We start from the raw sequence: 15,087 nt of genomic DNA, 5'->3' as shown, positions 1-15,087 counted from the left end.
CCGCGGGCCTCAGGCCGGCAGCACATCCTCCTGCGGGCGCGGCGTGGCGGCGAACTGGCCGCCGCGGCGATAGCGCCACAGGTAGGTCGGGGCGATCGCCTCCAGCCCGGTCGGGGTGATGCCGAAGGCCGCCAGACCGGGCGCCCCGTCCGACACGACATTGTCCGACTGCAGCATCAGCACCTGGTCGCGGGTCAGCTGGGGCGAGATGCCGATCAGCGCCGTCAGCTGGGCGAAGCTGCCGAGGATGCGCGCCGCCATGAACGGGATCGGCACCAGCGCCCGGCGCCGGTCGGTCTCGCGCAGGATCAGCTGCAGGATTTCCTTGAAGGTGAAGACCGAGGGCCCGCCCAGCTCATAGGTCCGGCCGCGGGCCTCGGGCCGCTCCAGCGACCCGGCGATGGCCTCGGCCACGTCACCGACAAACACCGGCTGGAAGCGGGTGACGCCGAACCCGATCAGCGGCAGGGCCGGGGCCAGGGTCGCCAGGCTGGCGAACCGGTTCAGGAAGCCGTCGCCGTAGCCGAAGATGATCGACGGCCGCAGAATCACCGCGCCCGGCACGGCGGCGCGCACCGCCGCCTCGGCCTCGGCCTTGGTGCGGGCATAGGCCGCCGGCGAAGCGGCGTCCGCGCCGATGGCCGAGACCTGCACCAGCCGCTCGATGCGACGGTCGCGGCAGACCTCGGCGATGTTGCGGGCCCCTTCCAGATGAGCCGTCTCGAATCGCCCGCCCGGTCCCTCGAACAGCAGGCCGACGAGGTTGACCGCGGCGTCCGCGCCCTCCAGCGCCGCCTCGACGTCGGCGCGACGGGTGATGTCGCAGCGCATCAGCTGCACCTGTCCGATGTCGCCGACCGGGCGCAGGGCCCCGGCCAGATGGGGTTTGCGCACCGCCACCCGCACGCGCCAGCCGCGCCGGGCCAGCGCCCGCACGGCCTGGGTCCCGACAAAGCCGGAACCGCCGAACACGACGACAAGCTTGCCAGCGATCTGAGCCATGACTCCGGGCCTCCAAAGGATGTCCCCGCCGCTTAGACGATGGCGTCGCCCCCCGCAACGCAACGGCGCGACGCATACGCTCCGAAAGCCTGTTGACGACCCCCGGCGCCTGCCTTAAGGGTCCGCGCCTTCCGATCGATCAGGTCGGGCCCAGGTGGCGGAATTGGTAGACGCGCTGGCTTCAGGTGCCAGTGGCTTAACGGCCGTGGAGGTTCGAGTCCTCTCCTGGGCACCATATTCGAGAAGGGCGTCGGGACCTCCCGGCGCCCTTCTTCATTTTCCGGCCCACTCGCCTCGCCGTCGCGGCTCGGCTATCGGAGGGGCGAAGGAGAGGCGATGACCGTTCACCTGCACGAAGGCGACCTGCCGGACGACCTGGACCTCGGCCCGGTGGTGGCCGTAGACTCCGAAACCCTCGGCCTGCGCTTCCGCCGCGACCCCCTGTGCGTGGTCCAGCTGTCCGCCGGTGACGGCGATGCGCACGTCGTGCGCCTGAACCGCCCGGCCTACGACTGTCCGAACCTCAAGCGGCTGCTCGGCGACCCGGCGGTGCTGAAGCTGTTCCACTTCGGCCGCTTCGACATCGCCATGTTCCTGCTGCACCTCGGGGTCGAGACGCGGCCGGTCTACTGCACCAAGATCGGCTCGAAGCTGGCCCGCACCTACACCGACCGCCACGGCCTGAAGGACGTGGTGCGCGAGCTGGCCGGGGTCGAGCTGTCCAAGGCCCAGCAGAGCTCGGACTGGGGCGCCGCCGCCCTCTCCCCGGCCCAGGTCGAGTACGCCGCCTCGGACGTCCTTCACCTGCACGCCGTGCGCACCCGGCTGGACGAGATGCTGGCGCGGGAAGGCCGCACCGAACTGGCCGCCGCCTGTTTCGACTTCCTGCCCGTCCGCGCCCGGCTCGATCTCGAGGGCTGGGACGAGATCGACATCTTCGCGCACGCCTGACGATGGACGAGTTCGAGCGCCGCACGGAAGCCGACGAGGCCCGGGTCGCCCGGACCGCCGCCCGCTTTCGCGCCCGCGCCCGACGGGTTCAGCTGGCGCGGCGCGTGCTGCCGGTCGCCATCCTGCTGCTGGCCGGCGGGGCGCTGAGCTGGACCGTGCTGCGCACCGTCATCTCCGGCGTCGAGCGCAAGGCGAGCGAAAGCCGCGAGGTGCGCCTCGACAATCCGGTGTTCCACGGCCAGGACGCCGCCGGCCGCTCGTTCATCATCGGCGCAGAGGGGGCCGTGCGCGATCCGGCCACCGGCTTCTTCCGGCTCAACGGCCCGGTGCTGCGCCTGAACATGGGCGGCGACGCCGTGACCGAGCTGACCGCCGACGCCGGGATCTACGACCAGACCCGGAAGACCGTGACGCTCGGCGCCAACGTCCGCATTACCGACGCGGACTCGGGCTTCCGCCTGATCACGCCCGAGGCTGTGGTCGACACCGAGACCGGGATCATCCGCGGCGACAAGGGTATCGAGGGCACAGGGCCCCTTGGAACCATCCGCGCTTCGGCCTATGCCATCCACGATCAGGGCGAGCGCATCGAACTTTTCGGGCGTCCCGGAGAGAAGGTGCGCGGAACTCTCAGCGCGGCAGGCGACTGACATGACGAAGCTGACCTCCATCCTCGCTGTCGCGGTCATCGCCGGCGCCGGCATCGCGGCCCAGGTCTCGGCCCAGACGCCGCCGAGCCGCGCGCCGATCATGTACGGGGCCAATACGGGCGAATACACGCCCACCGGAATCGCCCTGCGCGGCGACGCCGAGATTCTCCAGGGCCAGAACCGGCTGCGCGCCGAGGCCGTCGAAGTCACCCTGACCAACGGCGCCATCACCCGCATCGAGGCCAGCGGCGGCGTCTATTACGTCACGCCGAACCAGACGCTGCGTGGGGACCGGGCGACCTATTCGGTGAGCGAGGGTGTGGTCACGGTGACCGGCGATGTCATTCTGACCCAGGGCCGGAACGTCCTGACCGGCACCGTCGGGACCTACGACATCGACAGCGGCGCGGCGCGCCTGTCCGGAGGATCTGGTGGGCGGGTCCAGGGCGTCATCTATCCCTCGCAGGACTGACCCGGGCCCGTGCCGCGCAAGGAACTCTCCCTGCTGAACCGCGCGCCGCGGCCGGACGCCGCCGCGCCGGTCGAGGCGGACTCGGCCCCGCGGCCGAAGGGTCTGCGCGTCGAGCACATCGCCCGCAGCTTCGGTGCGCGGCAGGTGGTGCGCGACGTGTCCCTGACCGTGCAGCGCGGTGAGGTCGTGGGGCTGCTTGGGCCCAATGGCGCCGGAAAGACCACCTGCTTCTACATGATCACCGGCCTGATCCCGCCGGACTCCGGCCGCATCTGGCTGGATGGCGAGGACGTCACGGCCCAGCCGATGTACCAGCGCGCCCGCATGGGGCTGGGCTATCTGGCGCAGGAGGCCTCGATCTTCCGCGGCATGACGGTGGGCGAGAACGTCGCCGCCGTGGCCGAACTGAACACGCCCGCGGGCCAGGTGGCGGCCGAGGTCGACCGTCTGCTGGAAGAACTGCACATCAGCCACCTGAAGGAGGCGCCGGCCAGCGCCCTGTCGGGCGGCGAGCGGCGCCGCGCCGAGATCGCCCGCGCCCTCGCCGGCAAGCCCAGCTTCATGCTGCTGGACGAGCCCTTCGCCGGCATCGACCCGCTGGCCATCGCCGACATCCGTCAGGTGATCCGCTACCTCGCCGGCCGCGGCATCGGCGTGCTGATCACCGACCACAATGTGCGCGAGACGCTCGAGATCACCGATCGCGCCGCCATCATCTCGGCCGGCCAGGTGCTGTTCGAGGGCGCGCCGGCGGAGATCATCGCCGATCCCGAGGTGCGCCGCGTCTATCTGGGCGACCTCTACGACCCCGAGGCCCACGTCCCGCCCCGCCCGCCGCGCAAGCCAAAGGGCTGAGGTTCGCCCCTCCACCGCTTCGCGGTCCCCCTCCCCACTGCGTGGGGAGGAAAACGACTCTCCTCCCCATGCAATGGGGAGGTGGATCGACGGCGAAGCCGGCGAGACGGAGGGGCCAGACATGCCCCCCGCTTAGACCGGCGTTAACTCCTGCGGGTCAGGATCGTCAGCAAGTTTCGGGCCAACCGCCCGAGGAGCTGTGGAACTGGGGCGAAGGTGCTCGGACAAAGGCTTGAGATCCGGCAGGGCCAGGGGCTGGTGGTCACCCCCCAGCTGCAGCAGGCCATCAAGCTGCTGCAGCTCTCCAACCTCGAGCTGGAGGCCTTCGTCGAACAGGAGCTCGAGCGCAATCCGCTGCTCGCCCGAGATGAGCCCGAGGGCGAGGCCGAGGCCGCGCCGGAGATGTCCGAGCGCGACCGCGGGGTCGACGATCCGTCGCCGGGCGAGGCCGCCGCAGCCCTCGACGCCGGCGAGGGGGATCTCTACGGCGACGCCAGCCCGGGCGAACGTGTCAGCGACCGCGCGAACGACGGAGAGGCCCAGCCCGGCCTATCCGACTGGTCCGGCGTCGGCCGCGGCGGCGGCGGCCTCGAGGGGCTGGAGGACGATCGCCCCGACCGTCGCGAAGCCACCCTGTGGGAGCATCTGCAGGCCCAGGCCTCCTCGGCCCGCCTGTCGCCGACCGACCACGCCATCGCCCTGGCGCTGATCGACCAGGTCGATGACGGCGGCTATCTGCGCGGCGAGCTGGCGGAGATCGCTGACCGGCTCGGCTGCGATCTGGCCCGGGTCGAGGCCGTTCTGACCGTGTGCCACGGCTTCGAGCCGACCGGGGTCATGGCCCGCTCGGTGCCGGAATGCCTCAAGCTGCAGCTGATCGAGCGCAACCGCTTCGATCCGGCCATGGCGGCCCTGGTCGAGAACCTCGACCTGCTGGCGCGGCGCGACCTCGCCGGCCTGCGCCGCGTCTGCGGCGTCGACGCCGACGACCTGACCGACATGATCGCCGAGCTCAAGGCCCTGACGCCGCGCCCCGGCGCCGGCTTCGGCGGCGAGCCGGCGCAGACCCTGATCCCCGACGTGCATGTGCGGCCGGACCCGGCCGGCGGCTGGCGCGTCGAGCTGAACACCGACACCCTGCCCCGCGTCCTGATCGACAAGCGCTATCACGCCGTGGTCGCCGACGCGGCCCGCTCGGAGACGGAGAAGGCCTTCGTCGCGGACTGCGCCGCCCAGGCCAGCTGGCTGGTGCGGTCGCTGGACCAGCGGGCCAAGACCATCCTCAAGGTGGCCTCCGAGATCGTGCGCCAGCAGGACGCCTTCCTCGCCTTTGGTGTCGAGTTCCTGCGCCCGCTGAACCTCAAGACCGTGGCCGAGGCCATCGGCATGCACGAGTCCACCGTCAGCCGGGTCACCTCGAACAAGTATGTGGCCACGCCGCGCGGCGTGTTCGAGCTGAAGTTCTTCTTCACCGCGGCGATCCAGTCCTCGGACGGCGGCGCAACCCACTCGGCCGAGGCCGTGCGTCACCGCATCAAGTCGATGATCGAGGCTGAGGCCAGCGACGAGGACGTGCTGTCCGACGACCGCATCGTCGAGCTGCTGAAGGAAGCGGGCATCGATATCGCCCGGCGCACAGTGGCCAAGTACCGGGAAGCCCTGCGGATCCCCTCCTCGGTGGAGCGCAAGCGTTACCTCAAGGCCTCCTAAGGCGGGGCCGGGGCTTCCGGCGGGCGGGGCCCCTCGGGCCGGCGCGGTCCCTTGAGACGGCGCGCGAAGATCGGCGACAGGCTCGCCCGTTCCTCGGGCGTCAGGGTCTCGAACAGGTCCAGCGCAGCGGCCTCCAGCCGGATCCGGCCCCGCAGCTCCGCCTCGCGCGACTCCGCCAGCAGGGCCGACACGGCCGAACGGTCCAGCTCGGCGGCGGCCGAGCGGGCGATGGCCTGGCGACGGGCTTCCCGCGCGCGCTCGAAGTCCGGCTGGGCGTCAAGCGCAGCGGCCCGCAAGGCCTCCTCGACGCGCGAACGGGTCTCGGGCGACAGGTCGTCCATCGCCTGACGGAACGAGGGCTGCGGCGGCGGCAGCCGTTCAGCCATGCGCGCTTCGACCGCCTTGAGCTGGCGCCAGACCGTGACGCCGCCGGCGATGGCGAAGGCGTTGAGGGCGAGGGAAAGGGCCAGCAGCCCGCCCAGCAACCGCGGGCTCATTGCAGGATCTCCGTATCGTCAACCGCGTCCAGCGAGGCGAGGTAGAGCACCTGCTCCGCCTGCAGACCGGCCGAGACCCTGCCGACCATCGCCTCCCCGACCAGCAGGCCGGCGCAAATGGCGGCCGCCACGCCCATGCCGGACAGCCACACCGAACGCCCCGGCGCGCCCGAGCGTCGCCAACCTGCGCGCAGGCGCGCGAAAGGCCCGGTCAGCGGCCGCGGGGCCGCCGCGATGACGCGGGCGCGCTGATCCGCCGTCACCTCAAGCCGCGGGGCCAGATCGAGCATGGCGTCCAGCTGGCGCGCCTCGAACAGCACCCTTTCGGCCGCCGGATCGGCCGCCAGCAGGGCGCGCGCCGCGTCACGTTCGGACTCCGGCCAGCGCCGCCAGTCCGCCCCGTAAGCCTCCGCCAATTCGCCCAGTCGGGTCCGATCCATCCTCATGCTCCCGCCCCGCCCGGGGCGATCTCCAGCAACGCCGTCCTCAGGGCCCGGCGCCCGCGGGACAGCAGGCTCTCCATCGCCTCGACGCTGACCGACATCAGGGCAGCCGCCTCGATGTTCGACAGCTCCTGATAGTGGCAAAGGATGATCGCCTCCCGCTGCCGATCCGGCAAGCGCGCCAGCGCCGCCTGGACGCGACGGCCAACATCGGCGGCCTCCAGCCCCCGGGCAGGATCAGCGCTCTCGTCAGCGCGATCCGGCACGCTTTCGACCGCCACTTCGCGCCGTCGGCGCAGCCGGTCGTAGCAGAGGTTCAGCGCCACCCGGTGCAGCCAGGTGTCAAACCGGGCCTGTCCCGGCCGCCAGCGCGGGGCCTGCCGCCAGGCCCGCAGCATGGCCTCCTGGGCCACGTCCTCGGCCTCGCCGGCGTCGCCGAGCATGCGCCAGGCGAGCGCCGTCATGCGCGGCAGCTTGCGGGCGACGAGGGCCTGGATGGCGGCCGCATCACCGTCGGCCACGCGCCGCACAAGGTCCTCGTCCGGATCCTCTGACCGCTCCACCCCGTCTCGTCCCGCTGTCCGGAAGTCCGCGGCGGCCAGCCGGGCGCGACCGCCGCAACCGGCCCCGACGGGACTCAGGCCTGCATTTGAGCATGGACTGATCGGCGCGCGCCACCATGGCGAAGCCGTGTCTCCGCCAGGAGACGCGACCGCGACCGCAATGAGCCCGCGCCGATCCATCCTCACGCCCTCAGCGGTCGCCGTCCGGGCCGCCGAAGCCGCCACCCGCGCGGGCCGCCCACATGCGGCTTTCCAGCTCCTCGCGCTCGGCGGCCGTAACGCGACCGTCGCCATCGAGATCGAAGCGGGCGAAGCCCTCCACGGCGCGCGCCTCGGCCTGGGCCAGGGTCAGCGGCAGCTGGTCGAGGCCGCGTTCGCCGGGCGGGCCGCGACGGTCGCCACGACGCGGGCCGCGCCCCTCGCCACGAGGTCCGGGCGGCGGTCCGTCGGCGCGCTCCGGCCCCATCGGCCGCTCGGGCGCCCGGGCGCGGGCCGCCTCGCCCTCGGCACGGGTGATGGTGCCGTCGCCGTCGGCGTCGAGCCGCCGCAGCGGCGCCAGACGCGCCTCGATGAACTCCGCCCGGGTGATGACCCCGTCGTTGTCCGCATCGGCACGGGCCAGCGGACCACCCCGGTCCTGGGCGGCTGCGGCGCCGGCGGTCAGGCCAAGCGCGGCGATGAGAATGATGCCCTTCATTGATTGTCTCCGTCGGACGGCCAGCGACCGTCCCAAACGCCCCACGGAGATAGAACGCCGCCGGCGCGGGAGTCCGTCGCCTCAGGCGCCGAGCAGGCGCAGCAGACGGGCGCGCGCCGCCGCGCGCAAGGTCTCGAGCCGCGCCTCAAGCGCCGGGAAGTCGGGCGCCTCGCCGGCCTCGGCCAGGCGCCGCTTGAGGCCGGAGGGCTCGGACGTCACGTCGCCGGCTTCCTCCAGGGCGCAGGCCAGCACCTGGGCCAGCCGCTGCTGCAGTCGCCAGGCCGCCGCCAGCACCGGCTCTCCCGCCAGCGCCTCCAGCGTCGAGACGGTCAGCGGCTTGCCGGCGACCGCGGCCTTGAGCTGCAGGAACTGGGCGGCGAACTCGGCGTCGACCAGCCCCCCGGGCGACAGCTTCAGGTCCCAGACGCCACGCGGCGGACGCTCGCGATCCATCAGGCGGCGCATGGCCAGCACATCGGCCGCGACCTTCACCCCCCGGCGGCGGCGGCGCAGGGCGGCCTCGATCGTCGCCGCCACACGGCGCCCGAAGTCCGGGTCGCTGCTCCACGCTACCCGGGCCCGGGTCAGGGCGAGGAACTCCCAGGTGTCCGCCTCGCCCCGATAGTAGAGGTCCATGGCCGGCAGGCTGACCGAGACCGGCCCCGCCGAGCCGGAGGGGCGCAGGCGCATGTCGACCTCATAGAGGCCGCCCTCGGCGGTCTGGGTCGACAGGGCCGCCACCAGCCGCTGGGTGAAGCGGGCGTAGAACACATCCGCGGGCCAGCCCCGCACCGCCGAGACCGCGCCGTCCGGGGCCTCGAACACCGTCATCAGATCCAGGTCGGACGCGGCCGTCATCTCGCGCGAGCCGGCCTTGCCCAGCGCCACCACCGCCACCGCCCCGGGGCAGGCGCCGCCCAGCCGCTCGGCCTCGCGCAGGGCCGCCGGCGCAAGCGCGGCCAGCGCCGCGTCAGCGAGGGCGGTGAAGGCCCGGCCCGCCGCCTCCGCCCCCGCCCGGCCGAGGATGGTCTGCAGGCCGATGCGGAAGGCCTGTTCGCGCACGGCCCGACGCACCCGGTTCATGGCCTCCTCGAAGTCGGCGTCGCCGGCCGCGGCGGCGATCTCGTCGAGCACGCCGGTGTCCTGATCGAGCGGCGCGAGGAAGCGCTCGTCGAGGATGCTGTCGAGGGTGGCCGGGTGCCGGCCCAGCTGGCGCGCCAGCCGCGGCGCGAAGGCCATCACCCGCACGAGCAGGGTGAACAGCTCCGGCTGGTTCAGGAACAAGGCCTGGACCTGCACTCCGGCGGTCAGGCCGGCGAAGAAGGTCGAGAAGCGGATGAAGGCGGCATTGGGCGCGCCGGTCTCCGCCGCCGCCGTCAGCAGCCGCGGGGCCAGTCGCGTGAAGAGCTCGCGCCCCCGCGCGCTGCGGGTGGCGGGGATGCGGCCATGGTGCCAGGCGCGGATCGTGGCGCTCACGCCTGCCGGGTCGTCAAAGCCCATGCGCGCCAGGGTCTGCAGCGTCTCCGGATCGTTCTCGACTCCGGTGAAGACCAGACTGCCCCAGGGCGAGGACAGGTCCTCTTCCTCGGAGAAGAGCTCGCCGTAGCGGGCGTTGACCGCCTGCAGCAGGGCTTCGACCCCGGCGTCGAAGGCGGCCAGATCGTCGACCCCGGCGAGGGCGGCGACGGCCCGACGGCGCCCGGGATCCGGCGGAAGGACATGGCTCTGCTCGTCGTCGAGCATCTGCACCCGGTGTTCGAGATCGCGCAGGCGGCGATAGGCGGCGGTCAGTTCCTCCGCCACCTCGGGCGCGGTCCGGTCCGCCCGCGCCAGGGCGGCGAGGGCGTCGACCGTGCGCGGCGCGCGCAGCGAGGGGTCGCGGCCGCCGAGGATCAGCTGCTGGGTCTGGGCGTAGAACTCGATCTCGCGGATGCCGCCGCGCCCGAGCTTGAGGTTGGCCCCGGCGGCGCTCAGCCCCTCTCCCGTCTTCCAGGCGTGGATCTGGCGCTTGATCGACTGGATATCGAGGATGGCCGGATAGTCGAGGCTGCGGCGCCAGACGAACGGGCGAAGGGCGTCGAGGAAGAGCTTCGCCTCGGCCAGGTCCCCCGCCAGTGGCCGGGCCTTGATGAAGGCGGCGCGCTCCCAGTTCTGGCCGACGGACTCATAGTAGGCCAGCGCCATCGGGGCCGCGACGGCTGGCGGTGTCGATGAGGGATCCGGACGCAGCCGCAGGTCGGTGCGGAAGACGTAGCCCTCGCCGGTGCGCTCCGACAAAAGGGTCGCCAGCCCCTGGGCCAGCCGGTCCATAATCCGCTGCGGCTCGACGGTCTCTGACAGAGCCGCCTGCACGACCTCGGGCTCCCAGAACACCGAGACGTCGATGTCGGAGGAATAGTTCAGCTCCCCTGCCCCGTGCTTGCCCATGGCCAGCAGGAACAGGCCGGGGACCGGGCCGCGGGGATCTTCCGGCGCGCTGAGCAGCACGCCGCGGCCGCGCAGGTCGTGGGCCAGAGAGCGCAGCGCCGCGGTCACGGCGGCGTCGGCGAAGGCGCTGAGCGCGCCGGTCACCTGCTCCAGCGCCCAGACGCCGCCGAGGTCGGCCAGGGCCGTCAGCAGGTGCAGCTCGGCCTTGAGCCGGCGCAGGGGGGCGGACACCACCTCGGCCCCGCCCTCCAGCGCCTCGGTGCGCGCGAGCAGGTCGGCCAGCCGGGTGTCCGGGTCATCCGCCAGCAGCGCCGCCAGGCGGGCTGGGTCGCGTCGCCCCAGCGCCGTCAGATAGGGCGAGGCGGCGAACATCGGCGCAAGGGCGTCCCAGGGCTGCGGCGCGCCCAGATCCTCGAACGCCCGCGCCGCGGCGGCGGGGTCGATGACAGGGCCGCAGGGCCGCAGGCGCGCGGCGAGACTCATGCCGGCGGTAGAACCAGCGCGACCCGCAGGCCCGGCCCGAAGCCGTCATAGGCCCCCGGTCCCTCGTCCAGCTGGACCCGGCCGCCATGGGCGGCGACCACCGCCGTGACCAGCGACAGGCCGAGCCCCGCCCCGGCCTCGCTGCGGCTGTTGTCGAGGCGGACGAAGCGCTCCAGCACCCGCGCCCGGTCCTCGTCCGGCACGCCAGGGCCGGTGTCGGTGACCGAGAACTCCACCTCGCCGGACGACCGACGGCGCGCGCGCAGCATCACCGCCCCGCCCGGCGGCGTATACTTGATGGCGTTGTCGATCAGGTTGGCCAGGGCCTGGGCGAGGAAGGGCCGGTTGGCCAGCAGCGGCAGGCCGCGCTCGATCTCGGCGGAGAACTCCAGCCCCTTGTCCTCGGCGGCCGGCTCGTAGAGCTCGGCCATGTCGGCGGCGAGGTCGGCGGCGTCGAAGGTCTCCGGGTCCGGCGGCTCGGACACCGCCTGCAGCCGGGCGATGGCCAGCACGGTGTTGAAGGTCTTGAGCAGGTGATCGGCCTCGGCCAGCGCCGTCTGCAGGGCGTCGGCGCCGTCGAGCCGGCCGCTCTCCACATCGATCAGCGCCACTTCCAGCTTCGCGCGCATCCGGGTCAGGGGCGAGCGCAGGTCGTGGGCGATGGCGTCCCCGGCATGGCGGATCGAGGCCATCGAGGCCTGCAGCCGGTCGAGCATGTGGTTCAGCCCCTGCCCCAGCTCGTCGATCTCGTCCCCCGCCCCGCGCACCTCGGCCCGGGCCGTCAGGTCGCCGCCCTCGACGGCCGCCACCACCCGGTTCAGCCGGGCCATCGAGCGTTCGAGGTTGCGGCTGATCAGCAGACCGCCGCCGATGCCCAGCAGCACCACCACCAGCATGGCGGTCCACAGGGCCTGGGTGAGACGGCCGAGGTAGCGCTCAATGTCGCCGACATCCTGACCGACGAACAGCAGATGGCCGCCGGCCAGCCGCACCTGCACCCCCAGCGACTGCGGCCGCACCACGCGGCCATCGGCGTCGGTCGAGGTCAGGCGGAAGGTCTGCCACTGCTCCTCGCCGGCGAAGTTCTCGATCGGGGAGACGCTGATATTGCCGGTGATGGTCGACCCGTCGCCGGCCATCAGCAGGTAGAGCCCGGCCCCGCCGCGCGCCGTGCGGTCCACCAGGGCGGCGTTCAGCGCCTCGACGCCGCGCTCGCGGTAGATGGCGGTCAGCACCTCGACCTCGGCGCGCACATCCGCCTCGGCCCGCGCCCGCGCCTCATCGGCCGAGGTGACGAACACCCAGCCGAGCACGGCGCTCGCCGCCGCCGCGAACAGGGCCACGAACAGCAGCGTCACCCGGAACGGCGTACGCCGGAAGATGGAGGGCAGGGTCACGTCTTTCCCTCCCCTTCAAGGGGAGGGTGGCCGCGCAGCGGCCGGGTGGGGCCTTTCCTCAGGAAGCCATACACGGGCCGTCTCGCAAGGGTGTCGCGTATGCCATCCATGACACCCGCCAGATTGTCCCGGATCGAGGCGTTGGGATACCGCAGGGTGAGAAACTCCGCGGCGGCGAGCACCGCGTCCCGCCGTTGGTCATGACGGATCTGGTCCGGAAACTGATGGCAGGCGCCATCGACCTCCACGACCAGCCGCCGCTCGAAACAGACGAAGTCGAGGAAGTACCCGAGGAACGGCGCCTGGCGGCGGAAGAGCCAGCCTTCGGCGCGCAGCCGACGGAGCGCCACCCAGAGGCGCGCCTCGGGCGGCGTCAGCGCCTTGCGCATGGCGCGGGCCCTGTCTTTCGGCGTCATGCCTTCCGTCCCCACCCGTCTTCGCCCTGCGGGCTCAGCCACCCTCCCCATGAAGGGGAGGGAGAAGAATGCCACCCCACCCGGCCCTGCGGGCCACCCTCCCCCGCGGGGGAGGGAAAGGTTCCGAACCTTACGCCTCCAGCCGGTACCCGGCGCCGCGGACGGTCTGCAGCATCGGGCGGTCGAAGCCCTTGTCGATCTTGGCGCGCAGGCGGCTGATGTGGACGTCGATGACGTTGGTCTGGGGGTCGAAGTGATACTCCCACACCTTCTCCAGCAGCATGGTGCGGGTCACCGACTGGCCGGCGTGGCGCATCAGGAACTCCAGCAGCTGGAACTCGCGCGGCTGCAGGTCGATCTCCTGGCCGGCGCGGTGCACCGTGCGGGCGATCAGGTTCATCTCCAGGTCGCCGACCTTGAGCACCGTCTGCACGCCGCCGGTCTCGCGCCGGCGGGCCAGCGCCTCGACCCGGGCGATCAGCTCGGCGAAGGCGTAGGGCTTGACCAGATAGTCGTCGGCCCCGGCCTTCAGGCCCGTGACCCGGTCCTCGACCTCGCCCAGCGCCGACAGGAACAGCACCGGCGTCTGGTCGCCGCCGCCGCGCAGGGTCTCGACCATGCCGACCCCGTCCAGCCGGGGCATCATGCGGTCGACGACATAGACGTCATAGCCGCCCTTCTGGGCCTCCAGCAGCCCGTAGGCGCCGTCCACCGCATGGGTGACCTGATAGCCCGCCTCGCTCAGCCCGCGCACCATGGCGGCGGCGGCCTCGGCGTCGTCCTCGACGACCAGAATACGCATGAGGTCCCCTCCCCTCGTCCCAACAGAAGCGCGCCCCCGACCCTGAGGATCGGGGGCGGCCCGGATTACTCGGCCTCGCCGATCTCGAGCACGACCGGCGCGTTGCCCTGCGGCGTCCACACCATCAGCAGTACGCCGTTGCGGCCAGCCTCACGTGCGGCCGCAATTGCCGCCTTCAGTTCCGCGACGCTGCCGGCGGGGCGCTGATTGATCTGGCGGATCACCACGCCCGGCTGTAGCCGGGCGCGCGCCGCAACGGACCGCGGCGCGACCTCGGTGACAATCAGACCGTTGACCCCGGCCGGAACCTCGAAGCGCTGCCGCAGGGCGGCCGACAGCGGGGCCACGCGGGCGCCTTCGACGACCTCGCCGGTGACCGGAGCTTCGGCAGGCGCCTCGGCCTCGGGGCTCGCGGGCGCTTCGGCGCCCAGGTTCTCGGGGCGGCGGCCCACGCGGACCTGGACCGTCTCCTCGCGACCTTCGCGAAGCACCTCCAGGCGCAAGGTTTCTCCCGGCTGGGTCGCCGCCACGGCGCGCGTCAGGGCCGTCGATCCATCCACCGGACGACCGTTGACCGAGGTCACGATATCGCCGATGCGCAGCCCCGCCCGCGACGCGGGCGTGTCCGGGGTCACGTCGTTGATATAGGCCCCGCGGAAGCTGGCCGGCAGGCCCAGCGCCTCGCGCTGATCCGGCAGGAGATTGGCGATCTGCACGCCCAGATACCCCCGCTCGATCTGCTGGCCGCGCATCAGCCGCTCGGTGATGGTCCGGGCGGTCGAGGCCGGGATGGCGAAGCCGACGCCGACCGAGCCGCCGGTGGGCGAGAAGATCGCCGTGTTCACCCCCACGACGCGGCCATAGATGTCGAAGGTCGGACCGCCGGAGTTGCCGCGGTTGATGGCGGCGTCGATCTGCAGGAAGTCGGTGAAGGTCCCCTCGGCCAGCGGCAGGTTGCGCCCGGTGCTGGAGACGATGCCGGCCGTGGCGGTGCCGCCGAGGCCGAAGGGGTTGCCGACCGCCAGCACCCAGTCGCCGACGCGCGGGGTGGCGTTCTCCTCGAACTCGACGAACGGGAACGGCCCGCCGTCGACCTTGAGCACCGCCAGGTCGGTGGCCTGGTCGCGCCCGACCAGACGCGCGGTCAGCTCGCGCTCGTCCGACAGGCGGATGGTGATCTCCTCGGCGTTCTCGATCACGTGGTTGTTGGTGACGATGAAGCCGTCGGCCGAGATGAAGAAGCCCGAACCGGAGCCCTGGGAGACGACGCCCTCGTCCTCCTCACCCTCGCCCTGGGGAGTCGCGCCGGGCGGGACGGGGAACTGGAAGGGCGTGCCCGGAATGGTGAACATGCCACCGCCGCGCGGGGTGGGGACGCGGGCGCGGACATCGATCTGCACCACCGCCGGGGCGACCTGATCGAAGATGTCGGCGAAGGAGCGCGGCGCGCCCTGCGGCGGCGCGAAGGCGGCGCCGGCCACGCCGGAGCTGGGAATGAGCCGCCCGCTCTGGACCGCCTCGGCCTGCGCGCCGGGCCACTGGATGACCCCGCCCGCCGTCGCCGCCGCCGCGAAGGTCAGCCCGACCGCGGCCCCCAGAATGAACTCCTTGCGCTTCACCATCGCGTGCCGTCGTTCCATGCTTGCCCGGGCCCCGGGAGGGGGCCGTTGAGTCTTGATATAGCGCGTCGCCGCCTGTGGCCAACGCCGCTGCGACAGGCTT

15 protein-coding genes and 1 tRNA gene are annotated in these 15,087 nt (G+C 72.6%); 6 read left to right on the top strand and 10 right to left on the bottom strand.

Features of this window, described 5'->3' with window-relative positions:
• Positions 1-9: 9 nt before the first annotated feature.
• Positions 10-1,002 carry a complex I NDUFA9 subunit family protein gene (locus VGN74_RS13280; protein ID WP_327448971.1) on the bottom strand — a complete coding sequence of 331 codons (993 nt, stop codon included), beginning with the start codon at positions 1,000-1,002 and terminating at the stop codon, positions 10-12.
• A gap of 148 nt (positions 1,003-1,150) precedes the next feature.
• On the opposite strand from VGN74_RS13280, the gene VGN74_RS13275 reads away from it, so the two are divergent.
• The 6 genes from VGN74_RS13275 (at position 1,151) to rpoN (ending at position 5,640) form a co-directional block, all read left to right on the top strand.
• A tRNA-Leu gene (locus VGN74_RS13275) sits at positions 1,151-1,237 on the top strand.
• Positions 1,238-1,338: 101 nt separating this feature from the next.
• Positions 1,339-1,953 carry a ribonuclease D gene (locus VGN74_RS13270; RefSeq protein WP_327448969.1) on the top strand — a complete coding sequence of 205 codons (615 nt, stop codon included), beginning with the start codon at positions 1,339-1,341 and terminating at the stop codon, positions 1,951-1,953.
• A gap of 2 nt (positions 1,954-1,955) precedes the next feature.
• Positions 1,956-2,603: an LPS export ABC transporter periplasmic protein LptC gene (gene lptC, locus VGN74_RS13265; RefSeq protein ID WP_327448967.1), complete on the top strand. Its 648-nt coding sequence runs from the start codon at positions 1,956-1,958 to the stop codon at positions 2,601-2,603.
• 1 nt (position 2,604) lies between these two features.
• Positions 2,605-3,075: an LptA/OstA family protein gene (locus VGN74_RS13260; protein ID WP_327448965.1), complete on the top strand. Its 471-nt coding sequence runs from the start codon at positions 2,605-2,607 to the stop codon at positions 3,073-3,075.
• A gap of 9 nt (positions 3,076-3,084) precedes the next feature.
• Positions 3,085-3,930, top strand: coding sequence for an LPS export ABC transporter ATP-binding protein (lptB, locus tag VGN74_RS13255; protein WP_414643567.1), 846 nt, complete (start codon positions 3,085-3,087; stop codon positions 3,928-3,930).
• A 216-nt stretch (positions 3,931-4,146) separates the two neighbouring features.
• A complete protein-coding gene (rpoN, locus tag VGN74_RS13250) occupies positions 4,147-5,640 on the top strand; it encodes an RNA polymerase factor sigma-54 (protein ID WP_327448963.1) in 1,494 nt (497 codons plus the stop codon).
• Here the strand turns inward: rpoN and VGN74_RS13245 are convergent.
• The 9 genes from VGN74_RS13245 to VGN74_RS13205 form a co-directional block, all read right to left on the bottom strand.
• The gene (locus VGN74_RS13245) at positions 5,637-6,137 is read right to left on the bottom strand and encodes a periplasmic heavy metal sensor (RefSeq protein WP_327448961.1); all 501 of its coding nucleotides are present in this window, start codon (positions 6,135-6,137) and stop codon (positions 5,637-5,639) included. The two genes, rpoN and VGN74_RS13245, sit on opposite strands and share 4 nt — an antisense overlap.
• Positions 6,134-6,577: a hypothetical protein gene (locus tag VGN74_RS13240; protein ID WP_327448959.1), complete on the bottom strand. Its 444-nt coding sequence runs from the start codon at positions 6,575-6,577 to the stop codon at positions 6,134-6,136. Before VGN74_RS13240 ends, VGN74_RS13245 begins: the two co-directional genes overlap by 4 nt.
• 2 nt (positions 6,578-6,579) lie before the next feature.
• Complete coding sequence (locus tag VGN74_RS13235) at positions 6,580-7,323, bottom strand: RNA polymerase sigma factor (protein ID WP_327448957.1); 744 nt, start codon at positions 7,321-7,323, stop codon at positions 6,580-6,582.
• Between the two features lie 10 nt (positions 7,324-7,333).
• Positions 7,334-7,840, bottom strand: coding sequence for a hypothetical protein (locus tag VGN74_RS13230; protein WP_327448955.1), 507 nt, complete (start codon positions 7,838-7,840; stop codon positions 7,334-7,336).
• Positions 7,841-7,921: 81 nt separating this feature from the next.
• On the bottom strand, positions 7,922-10,750 hold the full coding sequence (locus VGN74_RS13225) for a bifunctional [glutamine synthetase] adenylyltransferase/[glutamine synthetase]-adenylyl-L-tyrosine phosphorylase (protein ID WP_327448953.1): 2,829 nt from the start codon (positions 10,748-10,750) through the stop codon (positions 7,922-7,924).
• Entirely contained in the window at positions 10,747-12,147 is a 1,401-nt protein-coding gene (locus VGN74_RS13220) for a HAMP domain-containing sensor histidine kinase (protein ID WP_327448951.1), read from the bottom strand. Before VGN74_RS13220 ends, VGN74_RS13225 begins: the two co-directional genes overlap by 4 nt.
• Positions 12,144-12,563, bottom strand: coding sequence for an endonuclease domain-containing protein (locus VGN74_RS13215; protein WP_327448949.1), 420 nt, complete (start codon positions 12,561-12,563; stop codon positions 12,144-12,146). The genes VGN74_RS13220 and VGN74_RS13215 overlap by 4 nt, the downstream gene beginning before the upstream one ends.
• A gap of 130 nt (positions 12,564-12,693) precedes the next feature.
• Positions 12,694-13,365, bottom strand: coding sequence for a response regulator transcription factor (locus VGN74_RS13210; RefSeq protein ID WP_327448947.1), 672 nt, complete (start codon positions 13,363-13,365; stop codon positions 12,694-12,696).
• A gap of 65 nt (positions 13,366-13,430) precedes the next feature.
• Positions 13,431-14,987: a Do family serine endopeptidase gene (locus tag VGN74_RS13205; protein ID WP_327448945.1), complete on the bottom strand. Its 1,557-nt coding sequence runs from the start codon at positions 14,985-14,987 to the stop codon at positions 13,431-13,433.
• Between the last annotated feature and the right edge of the window lie 100 nt (positions 14,988-15,087).

Origin of the sequence: Brevundimonas sp., assembly GCF_035998205.1 — a bacterium.
Taxonomy (GTDB): domain Bacteria; phylum Pseudomonadota; class Alphaproteobacteria; order Caulobacterales; family Caulobacteraceae; genus Brevundimonas.
This window is presented reverse-complemented; position numbering and strand designations above follow the sequence as displayed.